The sequence below is a fragment of the Kocuria sp. cx-455 genome (assembly GCF_057707085.1).
On sequence record NZ_JBYIPM010000004.1, the window covers coordinates 137,929 to 159,466 of the forward strand.

General features: G+C 64.6%; 13 protein-coding genes. 4 read left to right on the forward strand and 9 right to left on the reverse strand.

Going from position 1 to position 21,538, the window contains the following annotated elements; all coding sequences use genetic code 11:
- Positions 1–125: 125 nt before the first annotated feature.
- Positions 126–2,510: an AAA family ATPase gene (locus AC3ENJ_RS07645; RefSeq protein ID WP_431813609.1), complete on the forward strand. Its 2,385-nt coding sequence runs from the start codon at positions 126–128 to the stop codon at positions 2,508–2,510.
- A gap of 141 nt (positions 2,511–2,651) precedes the next feature.
- On the opposite strand, the gene AC3ENJ_RS07650 is transcribed toward AC3ENJ_RS07645, so the two are convergent.
- The gene (locus AC3ENJ_RS07650) at positions 2,652–4,097 is read right to left on the reverse strand and encodes an amino acid permease (protein ID WP_431813610.1); all 1,446 of its coding nucleotides are present in this window, start codon (positions 4,095–4,097) and stop codon (positions 2,652–2,654) included.
- A 255-nt stretch (positions 4,098–4,352) separates the two neighbouring features.
- Between AC3ENJ_RS07650 and AC3ENJ_RS07655 the strand changes: the two genes are divergently transcribed.
- Both AC3ENJ_RS07655 and AC3ENJ_RS07660 read left to right on the forward strand, forming a co-directional pair.
- Positions 4,353–5,915, forward strand: coding sequence for an AbgT family transporter (locus AC3ENJ_RS07655; protein ID WP_431813611.1), 1,563 nt, complete (start codon positions 4,353–4,355; stop codon positions 5,913–5,915).
- A 25-nt stretch (positions 5,916–5,940) separates the two neighbouring features.
- Positions 5,941–8,589 carry a hypothetical protein gene (locus AC3ENJ_RS07660; protein ID WP_431813612.1) on the forward strand — a complete coding sequence of 883 codons (2,649 nt, stop codon included), beginning with the start codon at positions 5,941–5,943 and terminating at the stop codon, positions 8,587–8,589.
- A 15-nt stretch (positions 8,590–8,604) separates the two neighbouring features.
- Here the strand turns inward: AC3ENJ_RS07660 and AC3ENJ_RS07665 are convergent, their stop codons facing one another.
- Both AC3ENJ_RS07665 and AC3ENJ_RS07670 read right to left on the reverse strand, forming a co-directional pair.
- On the reverse strand, positions 8,605–10,110 hold the full coding sequence (locus AC3ENJ_RS07665) for a SulP family inorganic anion transporter (protein WP_431813613.1): 1,506 nt from the start codon (positions 10,108–10,110) through the stop codon (positions 8,605–8,607).
- Positions 10,111–10,267: 157 nt separating this feature from the next.
- Positions 10,268–11,689 carry a glucose-6-phosphate dehydrogenase gene (locus AC3ENJ_RS07670; RefSeq protein ID WP_190781015.1) on the reverse strand — a complete coding sequence of 474 codons (1,422 nt, stop codon included), beginning with the start codon at positions 11,687–11,689 and terminating at the stop codon, positions 10,268–10,270.
- 85 nt (positions 11,690–11,774) lie between these two features.
- Between AC3ENJ_RS07670 and AC3ENJ_RS07675 the strand changes: the two genes are divergently transcribed.
- Complete coding sequence (locus tag AC3ENJ_RS07675) at positions 11,775–13,862, forward strand: glycoside hydrolase family 15 protein (protein WP_431813614.1); 2,088 nt, start codon at positions 11,775–11,777, stop codon at positions 13,860–13,862.
- Positions 13,863–13,874: 12 nt separating this feature from the next.
- On the opposite strand, the gene AC3ENJ_RS07680 is transcribed toward AC3ENJ_RS07675, so the two are convergent.
- The 6 genes from AC3ENJ_RS07680 to AC3ENJ_RS07705 form a co-directional block, all read right to left on the reverse strand.
- Complete coding sequence (locus tag AC3ENJ_RS07680) at positions 13,875–14,663, reverse strand: IclR family transcriptional regulator (RefSeq protein ID WP_431813615.1); 789 nt, start codon at positions 14,661–14,663, stop codon at positions 13,875–13,877.
- A 152-nt stretch (positions 14,664–14,815) separates the two neighbouring features.
- Entirely contained in the window at positions 14,816–16,069 is a 1,254-nt protein-coding gene (locus AC3ENJ_RS07685; RefSeq protein ID WP_368629324.1) for a M24 family metallopeptidase, read from the reverse strand.
- A gap of 46 nt (positions 16,070–16,115) precedes the next feature.
- The gene (locus AC3ENJ_RS07690) at positions 16,116–16,895 is read right to left on the reverse strand and encodes a creatininase (protein ID WP_259916991.1); all 780 of its coding nucleotides are present in this window, start codon (positions 16,893–16,895) and stop codon (positions 16,116–16,118) included.
- Positions 16,892–18,685: a BCCT family transporter gene (locus AC3ENJ_RS07695; RefSeq protein ID WP_431813616.1), complete on the reverse strand. Its 1,794-nt coding sequence runs from the start codon at positions 18,683–18,685 to the stop codon at positions 16,892–16,894. Before AC3ENJ_RS07695 ends, AC3ENJ_RS07690 begins: the two co-directional genes overlap by 4 nt.
- 284 nt (positions 18,686–18,969) lie before the next feature.
- Positions 18,970–20,277, reverse strand: a complete 1,308-nt coding sequence (locus AC3ENJ_RS07700; protein ID WP_431813617.1) for an MFS transporter — start codon at positions 20,275–20,277, stop codon at positions 18,970–18,972.
- 485 nt (positions 20,278–20,762) lie between these two features.
- Positions 20,763–21,416 (reverse strand): GntR family transcriptional regulator, encoded by a 654-nt coding sequence (locus AC3ENJ_RS07705; protein ID WP_431813618.1) that lies wholly within the window; start codon positions 21,414–21,416, stop codon positions 20,763–20,765.
- Positions 21,417–21,538: the final 122 nt, after the last annotated feature.

Sequence of the window (21,538 nt, forward strand, 5' to 3'; positions counted from 1 at the left end):
ACTTTCAGCACATGAGACTTCGCGCGTGCGTTTCCCTCACATCAGGCCGGCCTGGCCGGGAAAGACCTTAGGCGCCGGGCAGCATGACCGCGCACGATGCCCACAAGGTTGAGAGAATGATCCCCGTGCATCCGATTGATACCCCTGAGCTGATCGTCACTCGCGAATTCGAGGACGCCCTGCAGCGGCTGCACCACGGCGAAAATGTGTTCCTCACGGGCAAGGCGGGCACCGGTAAGTCCACGCTGATCCGAGAGTTCATGGCCCACACCCGCCGGAACGTGGTGGTCGTGGCGCCCACCGGGATCGCCGCGCTCAACGTGCAGGGCTACACGATCCACCGGTTGCTGTCTCTGTATCCGGGCATGACCCCGGAGCAGGTGCGCACCGGTAAGTATTTCCCCGGCAGGTTCGCGTCGACGCTGCGGGAACTGCACACCTTGATCGTGGATGAGGCCTCCATGGTCCGTGCAGATCTCTTCGACTGCCTGGTGGCTGCGCTGGAGAGGTTTGGCCCCAAGCCCGGTCGGACGTACGGCGGGGTGCAATTGGTGCTGGTCGGAGATCTGTATCAGCTGCCTCCCGTGGTCACGGACTACGAACGTGAACACTTCTCCACCCGCTACAAGACCCCGTATTTCTTCTCTGCGGACACCTATCACCCGGAGGATTTCGCCACGGTCGAGCTGAGCACGGTGTTCCGTCAGATCGGCGACAACCGCCTGGTGGACATTCTCAACGCCGTGCGTGAGGGCAGCCTGCTCGAGGAGGCCCGCCGAGAGCTCAACGCCCGCACGGATCCCGAATTCACGCCTCCCATCGAGGAATTCTGGCTGACGCTGACCACCACCAACCGCATGGCCACCTCACGCAATCGCAGGATGCTCGAGCAGATCGAGGAGGAACCGATCCATCACGCCGCACTTTTCACCGGCGACCTGGACGGTTTCGAAATCCCCGTGGACAAGGAACTGGTCTTCAAGCGCGGGGCTCAGGTCATGATGCTCACCAATGACCCCGGCGACCGCTGGGTCAACGGCACGATCGCCAAGGTGGCCGACTACTTCTGGGAGGACGGCGAGCTCATCGTGTTCGTCGAGCTTCCCAACGGCGATTTCGTGAAGGTGGAGCCCAACCTGTGGGAGGTGACGCGCCCGGTTGTCGAGCACGGAACGCTCCGCCACGAGGTGATCGGCACCTACACCCAACTGCCCTTCCGCCTCGCGTGGGCCATCACCATTCACAAGAGTCAGGGCCAAACACTCGACAACGTGGTGGTCGACCTGACGGGTGGCACGTTCGCGGACGGCCAGTTGTACGTTGCGCTGAGCCGCTGCACATCCTTCGAGGGGCTCGTGCTACGCCGCAACGTTCTGCCGCGCGATCTGAAGGTTGACCAGCGCATCCGCCGGTTCCTGCGGTCCGGTTCTCACGCGGCCCAACCGACCAGGGGCAATGTCTACCTGGGCATCTGCAGCGTGGGCGACGAGGGCGATCGCTGGCGCCCCCGCCCGGTGGAAATCGCCCTGGTCACCGACGACGGCCTGGAGCTCAGCACCCTGGTCAACCCCACCCGCGACATGGGTGACGCTCGCGTCGCCTACGGCATCACCGCGGGTCAGGTGCAACTCGCGCCCCTCCTCACGGACGCGTGGGCCGCGCTCGCACCGCACCTGGCCGGCCGCGTTCCGATGGGCATCGGCATCGATCGACAGCTCGGGTACCTCGACTACGAACTCAAACGCACCGGTTACGTCACGCGCATGCCCATGGGGTACGACGTCGCCGCGACACGACTTTCCGCGCAGCAGCGCCGCGCCCTCGACGCACCGACCGCCCTGGAGCGCGCCCGAACGGTGCGGGATCTGGTGGCGGTCAAGGACCTGTCCGAGGTCATGGCGGATCCGTTCCCGGAGGCTCAGGATCATTCCGGGTACCTGATGCCCAGGCCCGCTGAGACTACGGAGTTCACCGTTCGGTGCAGTGCGGATGCCGCGGTCTCAACCGGTGCGGTGTTGGCGGAGAAGCTACGCCAAGCCGGTGAACGCGGGCGTTTCTCCGCCGAGAGCCTCGCGGTCGTGCGGGCGGTGGAGGAGCAAACCGGTGAGCACATCCTGGACGAGTCAGCTGACTCAGCTCAGAACATCGATTCCGTGTTGGTTCCCGGCGCTCGCATCTGTTTCACCGGAACGGTCATCGGTGCTGACGGCCGCGAGGTCTACCGCGAAGATCTGGAGGACATGGCGGTGGAGCGCGGCCTGCAGCCGGTGAACAACGTGACCAAGACTCGCTGCGATGTTCTGGTCACCGCAGAGGACGGTTCGCAGTCCAATAAGGCCAAGAATGCGGCTAAATGGGGCAAGCCGGTCTTCACCGCTCGTGAGTTCATGGCGTGGTGGCGCGGTGACGGCGGTTCCAGCGAGCCAGCGGAAAGCGCTCACGTGAAAGTGACGATCCGGTCGGACGACGTTTCCCTCCCACAGCGGGTGCTGCCGGATCAGGTGCTGTAACTTCCGGCCGGATCTGAAAGATTCAGAAATTCCAGGGGTTGATCAGGTGCACACCGGCCCCTTGGAAGTCCCGGATGTTTCGAGTAGCAATGGACATGCCACCCGCCCTGGCGGTGGCCGCAATCATGGCGTCGGCTGTGCCTACCGCACGGCGCCCGCGCTGGAACCGGCGCCGGCGGGATCGCCGGTGAGAGCGGCGTCGTCGTCGGGGAGAACGGTGCGCTGGCGGCCCTTGCCCTTGACGAATGTGAAGAACACACCGGTCATGATGATCAACCACGCGAGGCCCACGATCAGGGCGACCCGGGTGTCCGGGGTGAAGGCGAGCAGCACGATCACGAAGGCCATGAACGCCAACGCGAGGTAGGTGCTCACGCGGCCGCCGGGCAGCGGGTAGGAGCTGCGCGGAGTGCCGGCGCGGGCGCGTTCGCGGGACATGCCCGCGTGGGACATGAGAATCATGATCCACACCCATACCGTGGCGAACGTGGCCAGGGACGCGATGATCAAGAAGACGTCTTCGGGGATCACCGCGTTGAGGATCACCCCGATTACCAGAACACCGGCCATGAGCGCGACGGTGAGGGTCGGAACGCCGGTGCGCCCAACGTGCGTGAAGGCCTGGGGTGCGTGACCCTGCTGGGCCAGACCGTAAACCATGCGGCCGGAACCGAAAATGTCCGAGTTGATGGCGGAGATCGCGGCCGTGATGATCACCGCGTTGAGGATGTGCGCGGCGAAGGGTACGCCCAGGGAATCAAAGATCTGCACGAACGGGCTGACCTCACCGGTGACCTCGTTCCACGGGAACAGGCACATGAGTACGAAGAGCGTGAGCACGTAGAAGAGCAGGATGCGCACCGGAACCGTGTTGATCGCGGCGGGGATGGTCTTGGAGGGGATCTTGGCCTCACCGGCGGTGATGCCAATGGTCTCGATGCCACCGAACGCGAACATGACCACGGAGAAGGACAGCAACAGGCCGGTGAGGCCGTTGGGGAACAGGCCGCCGTGATCGATCAGGTTGTGCAGTCCGGGTGGCGTGCTGGAGGGGACGGAGAAGCCGAAGACCAGGATGGCGAAACCGCCCACGATCATCAAAACGATCGCCGTGACCTTCACGATGGTCAGCCAGAACTCCAGCTCACCGAACACCTTGACGTTGAGCAGGTTCAAACCCGTGATGAGTAGCACGATGGCCAGCACCCAGATCCACTGCGGCGTATCCGGGAACCAGAACTGCATGTAGATGCCGAAGGCCGTGACGTCCGCCAGGGCCACGATGGCCATTTCGAACACGAACGTCCACCCCGTGATGAAGCCGGCCAGCGGTCCCAGGTAGCGGCCCGCGTACTGGCCGAACGACCCCGTCACAGGGTGCAGCACGGCCATCTCACCGAGCGCGCGCATCACCAGGAACACCACCGCGCCACCGATCATGTATGCGAACAGTACGGCGGGGCCGGCGGCTTGGATGGCGGAGGCGGAACCGTAGAACAAGCCGGTTCCAATGGCCGAGCCCAACGCCATGAAGCGCACGTGGCGCACGGTCAGGCCGCGCTTGAGGGCAGCGGGGAATTCGCTCACGGGAGTACCTTCAGTAGGTGATTCTGCTCAGGCTTTGCTCAGAAATGCGCGCCGTCCGGCGCGGAAGCCTCTAGGAGATTACACCTGTTGTCGGGCGCCACCTTAACCCGGGGACGGGCGAGATGGCCCGGAATACATGGTTCGTAATGCTCGCGTGCACAAGCGCGCCACGGCCCGGCATCACCGAAGGGCGCTCAACCGGCGGGTACTTTTGTCGTCAACCGACCGTGACCGCCTCGAGAAATGGGCCGCGCCATGTCCTCGCCATCACAGCCAGCCACCTCCCGGAAGAGGCCGAAGAGCGGCGAGGGTCCGCTGCTCAGGGTGCTCAACTGGATCGAATGGGTGGGCAACAAACTTCCGGATCCGTTCTGGTTGTTCTTCATTCTGGCGGGCATCGTGCTGCTGCTCAGCTGGATCCTTTCCGCGGTGGGGCTGAGCGCGGTGAACCCGGCCACGGACGAAACCATCCAGGTCACCAACCTCCTGGCTCCGGACGGCCTGCGGCAGATCGTCTCGGACGCGGTCACCAACTTTGTGGAGTTCCCGCCGCTGGGGCTGGTCGTCGTGATCCTGTTGGGCGTTGCGGTGGCCGAGGAATCCGGGATGCTCTCGGCCGCGCTGCGCGGTTCGGTCTCGCGCGTGGGCCCCAAGTGGCTGACGTTCGTGCTCGCACTGACCGGCATCACCGGCTCGATCGCGGCGGACGCCATGTACGTGGTGCTCATCCCGCTCGGCGCGCTCGCCTTCAAAGCGGCCGGGCGCTCGCCGGTGGTCGGGCTGATCGTCGCGTTCTGCGCGGTCGCGGCGGGCTTCAACGCATCGCTGTTGCCCACGGCATCGGACGCGTTGCTCGCGGGCATTACGACGGCGGCTGCGGGCCTCATCGACGACAGCGTGCTGGTCACTCCCATTTCCAATTACTTCTTCACGTTCGTGTCATCCCTGGTGTTGGCCGCGATCATCACCGTGGTCACCGAAACCGTGCTGGCCAAACGTGGTGAAGCCATCGAGGAGGACACGGACACCAAGGAACAGAACATGGGAAGCTTCGAGGACATGTTTCTCACCCCTCGTGAGAAGCGCGGCCTGCGCAACAGCGGCATTGCCTTTGCCGTCATGCTCGCCATGTACCTGGCGTTACTGCTGACCCCGGGCTCACCCCTGCGCGCCGAGGACGGCTCCATCCTGATGTCCCCGCTGCTGCTGAACGTGGGCATTGTGATCGCGTTGATGTTCGCGGTCATGGGCTGGGTCTACGGTCGCGCCGCCGGGACCATGACCCGGGCCCGGCAGATCCCGGAAGCCATGGCCAAGGGGCTGTCCTCCGTGGCGCCGGTGCTCGTGCTGTTCTTCGCGGCCGCGCAGTTTACGGCGTACTTCCAATGGTCCGGAATCGGCCCGGTGCTCGCGGTCTACGGCGCGGACTTCATTGGTGGACTGGGGCTGCACCCGATCATCACGTTCACCGGTGTGGTGGCCATCGTGGCGGTCATGAACCTGCTGATCACCTCCGGTTCCGCGCAGTGGACCCTGCTGGCGCCGGTCATGGTCCCCATGCTCATGCTGCTGGACGTGTCACCGGAAATGACGCAGGCGCTGTTCCGGATCGGCGATTCACCCACCAACGTGATCAGCCCGGTCAGTCCGTATTTCGCGCTGGTGCTGGGGTACTTGCGGCGCTACCAGAAAGAGGCCGGGGTGGGCACCCTGATCTCGCTGGTGCTGCCCATTTCCATTGCCATGCTGGTCGGCTGGTTTGCGCTGTTCGTGCTCTGGTACGTGCTGGGCATCCCGTTGGGACCGCAGGATCTGTAAGAAACACTCAGTAAGGGGAGAGGCTATGTCTTCATCAGCGTACGGTCCGGCGGGCGAGCCGCGGCCGGAGCACGAACCGCAGGGTTCGCAAACAACCAGGACTATGCCGGCGGTCGATGGACCCGCCGGTGAGAGACCTGCCACCGCCCCGGGTGCCGCGGGGTCGCAACTGCCCGCACCCCTGCGCGCAATGACCGGCAGGCACTGGCTCGTCCCGGTGATTGCGGGAGTCGGAGGCTATCTGGCCACGGTCCTTGCCACGGTGTTCGCCCTACTGATCACCGTGCTGGGACTCGCACTGGCCGGGGATTCGTCGGCCAATGACCTTACCTCGGACGTCACAGGGGGCCTGGAGTCGAGCCCGGACGGCAGTGAGGTGTGGGTGCTCATCTGTCTCCCCTTCCAACTGGCGGCGCTCGCGTTCCTGGCCCCGCTCCGGCTGGTCATGAGCGGAGCCGGGGAAGGCGCCTCCATGGGTCTGATCTTCCCCCTCTACCTCCCACTGTTGTGCGGCATTGCCACCGCGTGGCTGCTGGCGCGCAAGCTCAGTGACCGCCTCACCCTCGACAACCGCGTGTTCCACTGGCTCATGGCGGCCATTGCCGGCCTGGCGTGGGCGGCCACGGCACTCATCATCACGGCCATCACCGTGGTGCGCACGGAGGTTCCGCTGTTCCTGTCCACCCTTGAGATGCGATTGACCGGCGTCAGCTTCGCCCTGGTCGCGGTCGCCTTCCTGGTGGGGTTGTTGAGCACGGCCGCGGCCCTCGACGTTCGGGTCGCGCAGCCCGCGCCCGGGCGCGTGGTGACCACCACCGAGCGGTATGCTCCGGGCTCGCTCTCCGTGCTGCGCCCCGTGGTGGTTCACCTCCTGGTGTTCTGCGTCCTGGCAGGCCTCGGAATCGTGGTCTACGCATTCGTGGAGGGCGGCGCCGCGGCGGGATTCTCGGCGGTGCTCTGGGTGCCCATGGCCGCCGGCATGTTGTTCGTGCTCTCGCACCTGTCGGCCGTTACCATCACCGGCGCGGGTGGCTGGCTCGCGGAGGCCTCAGGGTCCTCGAACGTCGCCTACCTGTGGACCGACAATGATCAGCCCGTGTGGGCCATGCTCCTCCTGATTCTGCTGGCGGTCGTCTCGGCAGTGTGTGCCGCGTTGAGCTGGGCGCACGTGCGCCCGATGGATCAGCGGGTCGCCCGCACGGTGCAGTCATGGGCCGTCTTGCCGGTTGCGTATTTCCTCCTGGGTTTGCTGTTCATGTGGTTGTTGCGCGCCTCCGGTCAGCTGGGCGGGCTGCTCGGCTTGGACGGTGTCCTGGCCGTGCGTCCCGTCGCGTGGACGTGCATCGTGTTCCTGCTCTGGGGCGCCGCCATCGAGGCGCTCGCCCGGTTCGTGGCGCCGGCGTTGATCGGTGTGCTCCCCGGCGGCGTGAATCGGGCTCTTCGCGGCTCGGACCGGGCGCGCGGCCGGGCCGCCGTGGTCGCCGCGGCCGCGGTCATGGCGGGCGGCGCGGCGGCAACGGCTGCGGGACGCGCCCCGCACGACGACGACGCCGCACGGCCGGCTTACGAGCCCGGCTCCGGTCCCGCGTACGGCTCGGGCGCTGCCCCCTCGGTGGCAACACAAGCGCCCAGGGAGCCCATGGACCCGGCCAAGAAGAAGCGGATTCGCCTGCTGGTCATCATCGTGGGGTCAGTCATCCTGCTGGCCGTCATTGCGGCCATCGTGTTCTCCGTGGTCAGCCGAACGGCATTCGGGCCGGACAAGAAGGCCGAAGAGCTCATGGAGGCCGCGGTGAACGGAGATGCCCAGCGGGCCACCGAACTGGCCGATCCGAACGTGTCCACGCAGCAGCGCGGTCTACTCACCAATGACATCTACGGCGCTGCCGAGAATCGAATCTCCTCCTACGAGATCACCGACACCACGGTCACCGGGGACAGCGCCGTGGTGGACGCAACGGTCACCCAGGACAATGTGACCACGGACGTGGCCATGAACCTCGTGTCGGACGGTCGTGACGGGCTGTTCAAGTCCTGGCGCCTGGAGAGCCCGGAATCACTGCTGTATCAGGAGGTCACGGTCCAGGTACCCGCGGGTGTCGACACCATGAACGTCAACGGGAACCCGGTGAGCATTCCGAGTGAAGCGGAACCGCATTCCGTCTCACTCACGGTGTTGCCTGGCGATTACGACATGTCCGTGGACGCCCCCAGTAAGTACGTGACCTACGGCGAACCGCAAACGGCAGAGGTGCGCGCGGATGACCGGTTCATGAGCGACACCGTGCAGTTCTCCATGGAGCACACCCCGGAACTGGTGCGGGAGGCCACGCGGGTGGCCAACGCCAAGCTGGACGAGTGCGCGGCGTCGGGATCCTTCGATCCGGAAGGGTGTTCCTTCGGGGTCAATTCCTACGCGGACGACGAGGACTACCGGAACCCCACATGGACCATCACCGAATACCCGGAGTACGAGGTCTACGGAAGTGGCGACTCCCTGACCCTGAGCACGTCCTCCGCGGGCGAGGCCAAGCTCGAATACCAGTACAACTCCGAGTGGGATGACGATGAGCCGGCGGACTGGGAGGACCAGGACACGGAGACCAGCCTCTACGGCTCCGGTGATCTGGTCGTCACCGGCGAGACGGTGGAGGTGAACTTCTCCGACTACTGATGACTCTTCGGTGCCCTATGACAGGGTCCCGGACAACCGCGCCCGCATCCGACGGGACGGCAGGTTGAGACCCTGGATCTTCACGGTGGTGCCGTGGGAGCGGTACTTGTCCGTGACGGCATCCACGGCGGCCACCGTGGAGGCATCCCAGATGTGCGACTCGCTGAAGTCGATCACCACGGTGGCCGGGTCCTCCGCATAGTGGAACTGGGTGTAGAGGTCGTTGGAGGAGGCGAAGAACAATTCGCCGCGCACGCGGTAGGTGGCCACGGCGGCGTCGTCGGGAGTCACCGTACGATCCACCGTGACCACGTGCGCCACGCGCCGAGCGAAGCCGATCATCGCCGCCAGGACACCGGCCGCAACCCCGAGCGCCAGGTTGTGCGTGGCCACCGTGACGGCAACGGTCACGAGCATAACCACGGTTTCGGACAGCGGCATACGGCGCAGCGTCGAGGGGCGGATGGAATGCCAGTCGAAGGTCGCCCAGGCCACGAAAATCATGACGGCGGCCAGCGCGGCCATGGGAATCATGCCCACGATCTCACCGAGCAGCACCACGAGCAGCAGAAGGAAGAGCCCGGACAGAAACGTGGAGATCCGGGTGCGCGCACCCGAGGCCCGCACGTTGATCATCGTCTGCCCGATCATGGCGCAACCGCCCATGGTGCCGAACATGCCGCTGACCACGTTGCCCACGCCCTGACCCCAGGTTTCACGAGTCTTGTTGGAGGGGGTGTCGGTGATGTCGTCCACGAGTTTCGCGGTCATGAGCGACTCCATGATGCCCACCACCGCCATGGTCAGGGCGAACGGCGCGATGATCTGCAGGGTGTCCAGGGTGTAGGGGACGTCCGGGACGATCAGCTGGGGCCAGGAATCGGGGAGTTTCCCCTTGTCACCCACCGTGGGCACGTTCAAACCGAGCAGCACCACCACGGGGGTGAGCAGCAGGATCACCACGAGCGGCGCGGGCACCGCGGTGGTGATTCTGGGCAGGCCGAACACGATCAGTAGTGCCACCGCGGCAATCGGGTACACCGCCCACGGCACGTCGATGAGTTCCTCGAGCTGCGGGATGAACAGCAGAATGCCCAGCGCGTTCACGAAGCCCACCATCACCGAACGCGGAACAAAGCGCATGATCCGAGCGAACCCCACCGCGCCCAGCCCGATCTGGAAAACACCCGCCAGGATCACCGCGGCGATCAGGTAGTTCACGCCGTGGGATGCCACCAGCGGGGCCATGACCAGCGCGGTGGCCCCGGTGGCGGCGGAAATCATGGCGGGACGCCCACCCACGAACGCCAACGTCATGGCCATGAGGGCCGCCGCGAACAACCCCACCTGCGGGTCCACGCCGGCGATCACGGAGAAGGCAATGGCCTCGGGAATCAGGGCCAACCCCACCACCAGGGCACCCAGCACCTCGGTCTTGAGCCACGACGGGGTGCGCAGAGTACGAGCCACGGACTGGCGCTGCAGCGGCGTGACGTGGTGGACGTGCGCGAAAGAGGACACGGAACTCCCGGGTGAGATCGAGTATGAGATGCAAGGCGATGCGCGTGGAGGGCCCGGGCGTGGAGCTGGACGCATTCTGATCGACGTTAGAGCCAGGGATCGGCCTGTTCTTGGTCTTATCATCGATCAAGTTGCACGGGGCGGCCAACCCAGGACGCTAGGGCAGCGGAACCGGGCCCTCGGAACCGGCCGGGTACTCGAGCAGGGCAGCGTCAGTGACGTAGGCGTTCTTGATGAGATCAATGATCCGCCAGCCCTCTTCGGTCGCGTCCGCGCGCACGGTGAAGGTGGGGTCCCCGTCCAGGATCCAGCGCATCACGGAGCCGTAAGCGGTGAGGCCGGGGGCGGGGGTGCCGCTGGACAGCGTCAACCGGTTCATGCCCCGGGAGTCGTAGGGGCTACCCACGTTGAGTTCGATCTGCACCTGCTCGTCCTCGAAACCCACGCTCAGGGCATTGGGGGCCAGCGGGTGCGGCCAGCCCTCGTATCCGTGCGGCGGTTGCCGGAACGTGACCCGAATGTGCTGGACCGGATTGCCGATGGCCTTGCCCGAACGCAGCGTGACGGGCACACCGTTCCACCGCCACGTGTCCACTTCGAGGGTGACCTGGGCAAACGTTTCCGTCTCCCGGGAGGGGTCCACGCCCTCTTCGGAAGCGTAATCGGGGAGCTCGTGACCGCCCACGGTGCCCGCTGTGTACCGGCCGCGAACCACGGGCGTGATCGACTCGTAGTGGGGCGAACGGGTGGAAGAATCTTCATTCCACAACCGGGCGGCGCGGAGGATGTGCGCGGTATTCGCGGGGACCTCCACGGGGTCGAAACGCGAGGGTGGCTCCATCATGATCAACGCCATGACCTGCAGCAGGTGGGACTGGATCATGTCCTCGGCGGCGCCGGTGGAGTCGTAGAAACCGGCCCGGCCCTCCAGGGCCAGGGTCTCGTCGAAGACGATCTCAATGGATTCAATGTGCTCACGGTTCCAGATCGGCTCGAACATCCGGTTGCCGAAGCGCAGTCCACTCACGTCGAGAACCCCGGGCATGCCCAGGAAGTGGTCCACGCGGAACGTGTGTTCCTCATCGACCAGCTGGCCCACCAGGGAATTGAGTTCGCGGGCCGATTCCAGGTCCGTACCCACGGGCTTCTCGAGAGCAAGGCAGAGATCATCGGGCAGCGAATCCAGGCTCTTCAGGGCCTCACAGGCCTTCCGGGTGATCGCCGGCGCCAGAGCGAAATACAGGCAGACCGGTCCTGCCACGTCATCGAGCAGCGCGGCCAGTTGGGACGCATCGGCCGCGTCGCATTCGATCCAGCGCGTGGACTCTTTCACCCGATCCACGGAGGGGCCGGTGGCGCCCACGGAATCGAACGCCTTGGCGACCGTTTGGGGCCAATCGGCGCCCCGAACGTCGTCGTCGGGACCCAGCGGGCCGGGAAAGGCGCCGCGGGCGGATCCGATCACTGTGATGTCCCGTTCGGGCTGGTGGTCGAGCAGCGTGCCCAGGCCGGGAAGAAGTAGGCGGGCCGTGAGATCTCCGGAGGCGCCGAGGATGACCAGTGTCCTGATGTTGTCCATAACCCCTACGTTATGGCACCCGGGTGAACCGCGAGATGCGACATCTCCCAGGTGTCCGCAGGTTGCTGATGATTGAATGACCCTTATGAGTACCCCTCTTGAGGACTATGCCCTGCTGGCCGATCTCCACACCGGACCGCTGGTGTCCCGAGAGGGCAGCGTGGACTGGTTGTGCTTCCCGCGCTTCGATTCCCCCGCGGTGTTCTGCTCAATCCTGGGCGACGAGGACAATGGTCGCTGGAAACTCTCCGCGGTGGACGGCGAGGTGGTCTCGCGCCGTTACATCCCCCGAACGTTCGTGCTGGAAACCGAGTGGCGCACGCCCACCGGTCGTGTTCGGGTCACGGACTTCCTGCCGCCCAGTGACGTTCATGCGGACCTGGTGCGTCGCGTGGAATGCCTCGAAGGCACGGTCCAGGTGGCGCACGATCTGCGCATCCGCTTCGATTACGGCCGGGTTACCCCGTGGATCCGTCGCGTGGAACTCAATCCGCCCGGTGCCCAATCCCACGATCATGACCACGCCGCTCAGTCGTCACGGTCCGGATCGGAGCCTCACCCGGTGGGCACCAACCAGGACCTGCGCGAACAGGACGGGCAGGGTCATTTGGAGCGTTCGTTCAAGAGTCGAACCGATGCCGGCTCGTACAAGAATTTCCGCGGCAGGGTCCGCCACGCGGCAAAGAAGGCTGCGGCCAGACGAGACGTGGAGCGCGGTCTGCTTGCCGTGGCCGGCCCGGACGCGTTGCTGCTGACCGGGCCTCAGCTGAAGCCCTACCTGTTGGATCGCAATGGAAAGTCCGTTCCCTCGCGCGGTGAGAAGGCGCACGGCCCCGGCGCGGACATTCGCGTCCTCGAAGAACTGCGACGGGGCCACCACGGCACGTTTGACCTTTCCGCGGGGGAGCGGATGGACTGGGTGCTCACCTGGTGCCACTCCTACGACCAACTCCCCGTTCCGGCGGAACCGGTTCTCGCGCAGGAAGCCACCGAAGAGTTCTGGCGCGACTGGGCCTCCGACGTGACCTTCGACGGCGAATACGACGAGGCGGTCTCGCGCTCGCTGCTCGTATTGCGTGCGCTGACCCACTCGGAGACCGGCGGCATCGTGGCCGCCCCCACAGCGAGCCTGCCCGAGGACTTCGGCGGTGAGCGGAACTGGGACTACCGCTACACGTGGCTGCGGGACGCGGCGCTGACCATCGAGGTTCTGGTGCAGCACGGCCATCAGGACGGTGCGCTCCTGTGGCGGGACTGGTTGCTGCGCGCGGTCGCGGCGGACCCGAATCAGCTGCAGATCATGTACGGGATCGACGGGCGTCGCAATCTCGCGGAGTACGAGTTGGAACACCTGAGCGGTTACGAAGCCTCCGCTCCCGTGCGCGTGGGTAACGGCGCCGTGGACCAGTACCAGGCGGATGTCGTGGGCGAGGTGATGATCGCTCTGGCCATCCTGCGCGAGGCGGGGATCAGAGAGAACGACTATTCTTGGGGGCTGCAGTGCAACCTCATGGCTTTCTGCGAGATCCACATGGGCGTGCCGGACAACGGGATCTGGGAGATGCGCGGCGAACCGCAATTCTTCACCCACGGTCGCGTGATGATGTGGGCCGCGTTCAACGAGGGCATCAGAGCGGTGCGAGAACACGGGCTCGTGGGCGATGTCGACCACTGGATCACGTTGCGGGACCGCCTGCATGACGAGATCTGGGAGAAGGGTTACAACAAGGAACTCGGGATCTTCACGCAGACCTACGACAACACCGAGGTGGACGCGTCCCTGCTGCAGCTGCCGCACACCGGGTTCATCGAACCGGATCATCCGGCCATGCTGCGCACCACCGCGCGGATCGAGGAGGACCTGCAGGGCGGCTACGGGCAGGTTTGGCGCTACCGCACCTTCGATTCCGTTGAGTCCATGGACGGTTTGAAAGGCCACGAGTACCCGTTCGTGATCTGCACCTTCTGGCTCGTGGAGCAGTACGCGCGTTCGGGCCGGCTGGACGAGGCCCGCGAGCTCATGCGCACCACGGTCGGGTTCTCATCGGACCTGGGCCTGCTGGCGGAGGAGTACGATGTCTCCGCGCACAGGATGGCGGGTAATTTCCCGCAAGCGTTCAGTCACCTGGGATTGATTCGCGCGGCGGACGCACTGCGGGACGCGGGTGAGTGAGCGGTCCGCCGCTCAGGCGCCGGTGTGGCCCATGCGGCGGGAAACCTCCGTGGCCGCAAGACCGACCGCGTGGCACATGTGCCGCGCCTGTTCCTCACTCACGCGGAAGCGTGGCGCAGCGACCATGAGCCCGGCCACCAGATCGCCCCGGTGGTCCCGGATCCCGGCGCAGATGCCCACCTCGTCCACGGAGGTCCTGCCGTAGTTGAGGGCCACGCCCGAGACGCGGACCTCCGCCAGTTTCTGCAGGTAGTTCGCCACGTGGGTTTCGTCCTGGACGGGTAGCTCTATGGCGCCCGACGTCACCAGGGACCGGATACGCGGTTCGGGGTGGTCGGAGAGGAACAGCTGGACGGATGAGCTGTACGCGGTGTTGTATCGGGTGCCCAGGGGGGAGGTGTGCTTGATCGGGTGCGGGCTCGGCAGTTGCTCCACGCACACCGCCTCGAAGCCGTTCCACAGCAGCAGGGCGGTGGTCTCCCCGGTCTGCGCGGTGAGCTCCTGCATGTGCGGGTAGGCCACGCGCCGCACGTCCATGGTGGCCAGCAGCGGACCGGACACCGTGATCAGCCCCATCCCCAGGCGATACTGGCGGGACGCCGGGTCCTGCTCGACCAGGTCGGAGTTCTCCAGGGTGGCGAGGATCCGGGATACCGAAGACTTGTGCAGACCCACCCGGCTCGCGATCTCGGTGACTCCCAGCAGGGGTTCCTCCGCCGAGAAGCAGCGCAGGACGGCCAGGGCGTGATCGATCACCGAGTTGCCGTGCGGTCGCCCCGGTTGCTGGGATGTTGCGCTCATCGCTGTTTCGTCCTTCCGAGGGGTTGTTCTCCAAGCCGGGCTGCTCGGTGGTGACACGGGTGGGGGCCGTGGGACGGTGTTGCCGTCCCACGGCCCCCACCCGTTCGGCGCCGCATCGGGTTGCGGCGCCGAACGGGGCCCGGTATCGCGGATCAGGCGTCCACGATGTTCTTCTCCGGGCCGTACGGGAACTTGGTGATGTTCTCGGCACCATCCTCGCCGACCACCAGGATGTCGTGCTCACGGTACCCGCCCGCCCCGGGCTGGCCCTCGGGGACGGTGATCATGGGTTCCATTGACACGACCATTCCCGGTTCCAGAACGGTGTCGATGTCCTCGCGCAGCTCCAGGCCCGCCTCGCGGCCATAGTAGTGGGACAGCACACCGAAGGAGTGCCCGTAGCCGAAGGTGCGGTTGGGCAGCAGGTTGTGGGAGACGTAGATCTTGTTCAGTTCCGCGGCGATGTCCTTGCAGACGGCGCCGGGCTTGATGAGCTCCAACCCGGCCTCGTGGACCTCCACATTGATGTTCCACAGTCGCAGGGATTCCGCGTCCGGCTCACCCAGGAACATGGTGCGTTCCAAGGCCGTGTAGTACCCGCTGGTCATGGGGAAGCAGTTCAGGGAGAGGATGTCCCCGCGGCGCAGCTTACGGGTGGTGGCCCAGTTGTGGGCGCCGTCCGTGTTGATTCCTGACTGGAACCACACCCACGTGTCGCGGATCTCGGAATCCGGGAACGTCCGGGCGATCTCGTGGGTCATCGCCTCGACACCGGCCAGGGCCACCTCGTACTCCATGACGCCCTCCCGGATGGCCTTGCGGATGGCCTCGCCGCCCAGGTCGCCGATGCGGGCGCCGTGTTTGATGACCTCGATCTCCTCCTCGGACTTGATCGTCCGCTGGCGCATGGAGTCCTGGGAGACGTCCACCAACTCGGCGTCCGGGAAGGTCTCCCGGAAACGCCGGCGGATCAGCTCGGGCATCGTGTCGTCCTCCACACCGAGGCGCTTGGCGGTGATCCCGCGTTCCTGCAAGGCCTGCTGGACGCCGTAGTAGAAGTTGTCACGGCGCCAGTCGGTGTAGACGATGTTCTCGCCGTAGCTGCGCCGCCACGGCATGCCGGCGTCGATGTTCGCCGTCACCGAGACCGTGTCCTCGGGGGTGACCACCAGGGCGTACGAGCGGCCGAAGTAGGTGAACAGGAAATCGGAGTAGTACTTGATGCCCTGGTAGCTGGTGAGCACCACGGCGTCCAGGTCCTTCTCCGCCATGATCCGGCGCAGCCCGCCCAGCCGGCGCTCGAACTCCGCGTCCGAGAACGTCAGGGGCGTCTTCTCGCCGTTGTGCAGAACCTTGAGGCGCTCAAGGTCGGAGACGCTGGTGGTGGTGTGGGTATTGGTGGTCATTATTTCTCCTTTGTGTGTGTGGATGTTTGGACTCGAGTGCGTACGGTCAGCGCTCGAGCCCGAGTTCGGTGGAAAGATCGGTGGCCAGGTCCGCAACGGTCTGCTCGAACAGCAGCCGTCCCTTCTGCGCCGTGGAACCGCTCGGCGCGGACAGTGCGCCCGTGTGCGGGGTCCGTTCCGGAACGACCGGTAGCCGGTCGAACCGGGGGAGCAGCGCGGGGTCATGGTCCACAGCCTCGTCCAGGTGCACCAGTTCGGGGTGCAGGTGGAGCATGAGGGAGGTTTCGAGGACTCCGCCGTGTTCGATGTCCCAGCCCGGGAAGCCCTGGGGATACACGGTGGCGAGGGTGCTCTCGGAAACGTAGTCCCAGTAGGACAACAGCAGGACCGACGGGCCGGCGGGGTCGGACAGGCCGAGGTCACGCAGCGCCAGGTCCACGCCCTCGTAGAGAAATTGGTAGTTCTCGTAGTGGCCGTTGACGAACACCAGGTTGCGGACACCTTGCTGCAGGAACGAGCGGGTGATGTCCCGGGTGATGCCGATCAAGTTGTCGGCATCGAGGCTCAGGGTGCCCCGCAAGTGGTTTCCCCCGCCGGACTTCTGCTGGGATTTGTATCCGTAGTTGAGAGTCTGGGCCACCTTGGCGCCGGTGCGCTCGGCCGCCCCCAGGCTCACGGCGGTCGCGAGCAGGCTGTCGGTTCCCAGGGGGAGGTGGGGCCCGTGTTGTTCGAGCGCTCCCACGGGGACCAGGACTGTGGCGCGTTCGTTGTCGAGCCAGTTGGAGAATTCAGGTGCCGTGGCATGTGCGAGGAGGGAAGTTTTCACGCGTGTCCCCCTTTCATGGGATCTTCATCCGGCGCGGTGGAAGGCCGGCGGGAATCCGCGACGGAGGTGTCGGTGAGGATGGGCATCTCTCCGGTGGGGAGACCGTGCTCGTCCACGTAGTCGTCCTCAGGGCGAGGATTCGGGTCGTTGATCTCTTTCTCGAGTCTCCTGCTGTCCTTGGTCCGTGTGACCAGCCTGCGGATCAGGTTGGCGATCATCAGGAAGATGATGAAGGAGAAGGGGAAGGCCCCGATGATGGTGCCGGTCTGGACCGTGTCGACCACCGAGGTGCCACCGATGGACAGGAGCACGGTCGCCACGGCGGCAATGCTCACAACCAGGACCACCCGGAACCACGGACCGGCCTTCCGGGGTGCGGACACAAACTCGGCAAGCGCGTAGGTCCCTGAGTCAAGGCTGGTGACGTAGTAGGTCGCCACGAGGATGGTGGCCACCACCAGGAGGATCCCTCCCACGAGCGGGACCATTTCGAGCGCTGCGAACAGACCGGAGGAGGTGTCTGCCGCGACCTTATCTGCAATTTCACCGCTGCTTTGCTGGTTGTAGTACACCGCGGCGGATCCAATGATGCCGATCCAGATCATGACGATCAACGACGGGATAATGGTCACGCCCAGGATGAATTCCCGGATGGTGCGACCACGGGAAATCCTGGCGATGAATCCCCCGACGAAGGGGGAGAAGGCGATCACCCAGCACCAGATGAAGACTGTCCACGGTCCACTCCAGCTATCGGACCAGCTCTCGAGCGGGGCACCGGCTGTGCCGGAGTCGGACCAGAAGCTCATCGGGATGAAGTTGTAGATGAAGGTACCGAAGGTCTGCGTCAGGTTCGAAAGAACGAAAACGATGGGGCCGAAGAGGAAGACCCCCACGACCAGCACGATACTGAGCACCGAGTTGGCCTCGCTGATGCGCTTCATGCCCTTGTTGACCCCGACGAATGCCGAGAAAGCGGCGAACGCGGCTAGTGCGATGATGACGATGACCCATACGGTGATGCTCGGCTCCACGCCGGTGAAGGTGGACAGGCCGCTGGTGAACTGCATCACGGCAAAACCGAAAGAAGTCGCGAGACCCAGCACTGTGGCGATAATGGCCAGCAGCTCGACAACTACGCCCGCGGGACGCTGCAGGGGTGCGGGGAGGATGTCAACGGTGGCCTCACGGAAGGTCAGGGTCTTCCCCAGATTATGGTGGGAGTAGGCAAGGCAGATGGCAACCACGCAGTACATCGCCCACGCGGTCAATCCCCAGTGGAAATAGGCCCAGACCATCCCGGGTTCCCCCGGGCTGTCGGAGCCGGGGACCACGGGAGCCTCGTCGCCCAGCAGCATGGGCTCGGCAACGGACCAGAAGATCAGTCCCACGCCCTGCCCGCAGGCGAACAGCATCGAGTACCAGGCGAACTTGCTGTGCTCGGGCCGAGCCTTCGGGCCGCCCAGTCGAACCCGGCCGATCTTGCTGAACGCCAACCACACGCACACTGCGATGGCCGTCAAGGAATAGAGCACGAACCACCAGGTGAATCCGGAGGTCACCCACGTCCGAAGATCGTTGATGACGCGAGCCGACCCGTCGGGATTGACGCTGACGGCCACGATGACCGCGATGATCAACAGCGGGGGCAGGACCGTGATGATCGTTCGATCGACCGGTGGGATCACCCGTCCTCGGAACCGTGGAAGCGAAACCTTCAGCTGCTGATCTGCCTCGGGCACTGCTTCGCCCGTGCGGTCCGTGACCTGCTGGTCTCTTGACTGGGCCATGGGACCTCCTTCCATCGCCGACGGCCTTGCCGACGACCGTTCTGTCGAAAAAAGCTGGGTGATGGTCTCTCTAACGAAGTTGCATCTAGCAATACGGTGTTGCAATTAAAGTGAACAGCATCACACCTCATTGGTCAAGAGTTCTTATGAATCCGCGATCTTCAAGCGAGTGCGCGGGATCCCACCACGTAAAGTTCAGTCGAACGGAACCTGTGCGCAACTTTGTTGCAACACTTGTCGGTTCTGCGACCCAAGCGCAACGGAAGGTGTAGGGACGAACGCGATCAATGGGTGAGTGGGCGGCCTGCAGTCTCTTTGGAGACGGCTACGGCGATCAAAGATCCAAGGGCTGCAACCACCAAGTACCATGCTGGTGCCAATGGCGTACCGAGAGCTGATATCAAAAGAGTGGCCATGAAAGGCGCGGTGCCGCCGAACAACGCATTTGAGACGTTGAAACTGACGGCAAAGCCGCTGTAGCGCATTCGGGTGGGGAACGATTCGGCCAGGAAGCTGGGTAGTGTCCCGTCGTTCAGGGTCAGCATGGCTCCGAGGACCACCTGAAGTATGAGGATCAGAACAAACGAACCGGTGTCCAGGAGCATGAAGATGGGCACCGTAAGCACCATGAAGCTGATGGACGCCGCCATCAGGACTTTCTTGCGCCCAAATCGATCTGAGGCCATTCCTGTCAGGAAAATGAACCCCACGTATGTGACCAGGGCAATGGACGTCGCAATGAAGGACTCCGTCTGGCCGAGCCCCACTTCCTCATGAAGGTAGGTGGGCATGTAACTGAGCAAAATGTAGAAACCCACCGCGTTCAGTAGTACCGCGCCGATGGTGCGCAGCAACGTCCACCAGTGGTACTTCAACATGTCCCGAACCGGGGTTGACTTCGTCTGTTCTTGCTCTGCGAGTTCACGGAACACGGGTGCGTCCTCTAGGCGGTTACGGATGTATCGGCCGATGAGTCCCATGGGTCCCGCCAGAAGGAACGGAACTCTCCAGCCCCAGGACAGCATCTGATCGTCGGAGAGGATCGCCGTGAGGCCGGCGACGAACAATGAGCCGAAGAGTAGGCCACTGGCCGTACTTGCCGGTACCACGGCTGCATAGATCCCTCGTTTGTTGGCCGGGGCGTACTCCACTAGGAAGGCCGAGGCACCCGCGTACTCGCCCGCGGCCGAAAACCCTTGGACCACACGCACGAGCAACAACAGGATGGGTGCCGCAATGCCAATAGTGTTGTAGTCGGGAATCAGGGCGATAGCGAACGTGGCGGCGGACATCACCAGGATGGAGAACGACAGAGCCACCGTTCGCCCGATCTTGTCCCCGATGTGCCCCCAGACGAACCCGCCAATCGGGCGGATGAAGAACGAGATGGCGAAGAGCCCGAAAGTTGCGAGCAGGGCTGTTTGCGGGTCCGATTCCGGGAAGAACACCCGCGAGATGGTTGCGGCCAAATAGCCGTACACCGCGTAATCGAACCACTCGACGAAGTTGCCGACGAAGCTCGCAGCAATGACTCGGTGTCGCTCGCTGGAGGTGACCGCTTTCGAGGTGGTGCTGGATGCTTGTTGTGCCACGGGATTCCTTTCGGGCGACCTGCCGTGTAGAGGCAGGTGTGTGATCAGTGGCAGAGGACAACTCACCGAATAAACAATTGAGTTGCAGTGAGTGCAAGCTAGTTGTTCAAAAGTAAGCTGCATCACATCTCGAGTCAAGGCCCAGAGGGCAGATTTTTACACCGGGTCCTCGGCGAGGCACCACCAAAGTTCCACCCCGCGTGAAAAGGACTCCACATGCCGTAAGGGTGGGGACGGGTTGGACCCGACGCAGAGGTCTACCTCAGTGCAACATTGTTGTGGTATCTGCAACCACGCGTTCCGTTCCACATGATCGCAGTGGCCGCACTGCAACCCGCCAGCCCCGGGGAATCGGCCGGGGGGACGGGTGTGTCCGTCCTGAGCACCGTGCCGTGGGGTCCACGGATTCGGCGGTCCAGCACCGCAATCGTCACGGGCCCGCTGTGCCGAATCATTGACAATGCTGTCCGATGGTCCGTGGGGTGTCAGAGCACCTTGCGCATGTGCTGCTCGAACTCGCCCACGTGCTCGCGCATGATCTCCGCGGCGTCCTCACCGCGACCACTCAGAACGGCATCCAGCAGTTGGGAGTGAATGGCAATGTGTTCCACGGGGGTGGGGTTTCGGGTGGCGGCCAGGCACCAGATCCGGGTGGCCAGGTTCCCGTACCGGTTCAGGGTGGCCTCCAGATGAGCGTTGCCGGCGGCGTGGTAGAGGGCACGGTGGATCGTGCTGTCCCAGCGCAACGCGTCCTGGGGGTCGGAGGAATCTCCCGGGGAGGCGGCATCGAGCTGACCCTTGAGGTTCTCGAGCTCACCGCGTGAGCGGTGGTCCAGCCGCTGTGCGGCCAGCCGGGCGGCGAGGGGTTCGAGTACCTCCCGGACCTCCGAGACCTCGGAGAGCACGGTGATGTCCACGGAGGTGGCGAACGTGCCGCGACGAGGGAAAGTGGTCACCAGCCGCTCGGACTCCAGTCGCTTCAGTGCCTCACGCAGCGGAGTGCGACCCACCTCCAGCTCGAGTCCCAGCTTCGTCTCGTTCAGCGGATCGCCAGGGGCGATGTCCAAGAAGATGAGCCTGTCCTGGAGAAGTTCGAACGCCCGAGTGGCCAACGATGCGCTTGATCCCGTGTTCTTCATCCGGCCCTTCCTCTCGATTCCGACCAGATTCTAACCGGGCTTCGTGCCGGCCGGCCGATGGCTCACCGGGGTCTGGCGTCCGGACCCCGTACCGGCCCGGGTGACACCGATCAGAAAAAATC

Coding starts and splice junctions, on each gene's coding strand:
- AC3ENJ_RS07655 (WP_431813611.1), top strand. CDS start 4,353: ATGTCCTCGCCATCACAGCCAGCCACCTCCCGGAAGAGGCCGAAGAGC.
- AC3ENJ_RS07660 (WP_431813612.1), top strand. CDS start 5,941: ATGTCTTCATCAGCGTACGGTCCGGCGGGCGAGCCGCGGCCGGAGCAC.
- AC3ENJ_RS07670 (WP_190781015.1), bottom strand. CDS start 11,689: ATGGACAACATCAGGACACTGGTCATCCTCGGCGCCTCCGGAGATCTC.
- AC3ENJ_RS07675 (WP_431813614.1), top strand. CDS start 11,775: ATGAGTACCCCTCTTGAGGACTATGCCCTGCTGGCCGATCTCCACACC.
- AC3ENJ_RS07680 (WP_431813615.1), bottom strand. CDS start 14,663: ATGAGCGCAACATCCCAGCAACCGGGGCGACCGCACGGCAACTCGGTG.
- AC3ENJ_RS07685 (WP_368629324.1), bottom strand. CDS start 16,069: ATGACCACCAATACCCACACCACCACCAGCGTCTCCGACCTTGAGCGC.
- AC3ENJ_RS07695 (WP_431813616.1), bottom strand. CDS start 18,685: ATGGCCCAGTCAAGAGACCAGCAGGTCACGGACCGCACGGGCGAAGCA.
- AC3ENJ_RS07705 (WP_431813618.1), bottom strand. CDS start 21,416: ATGAAGAACACGGGATCAAGCGCATCGTTGGCCACTCGGGCGTTCGAA.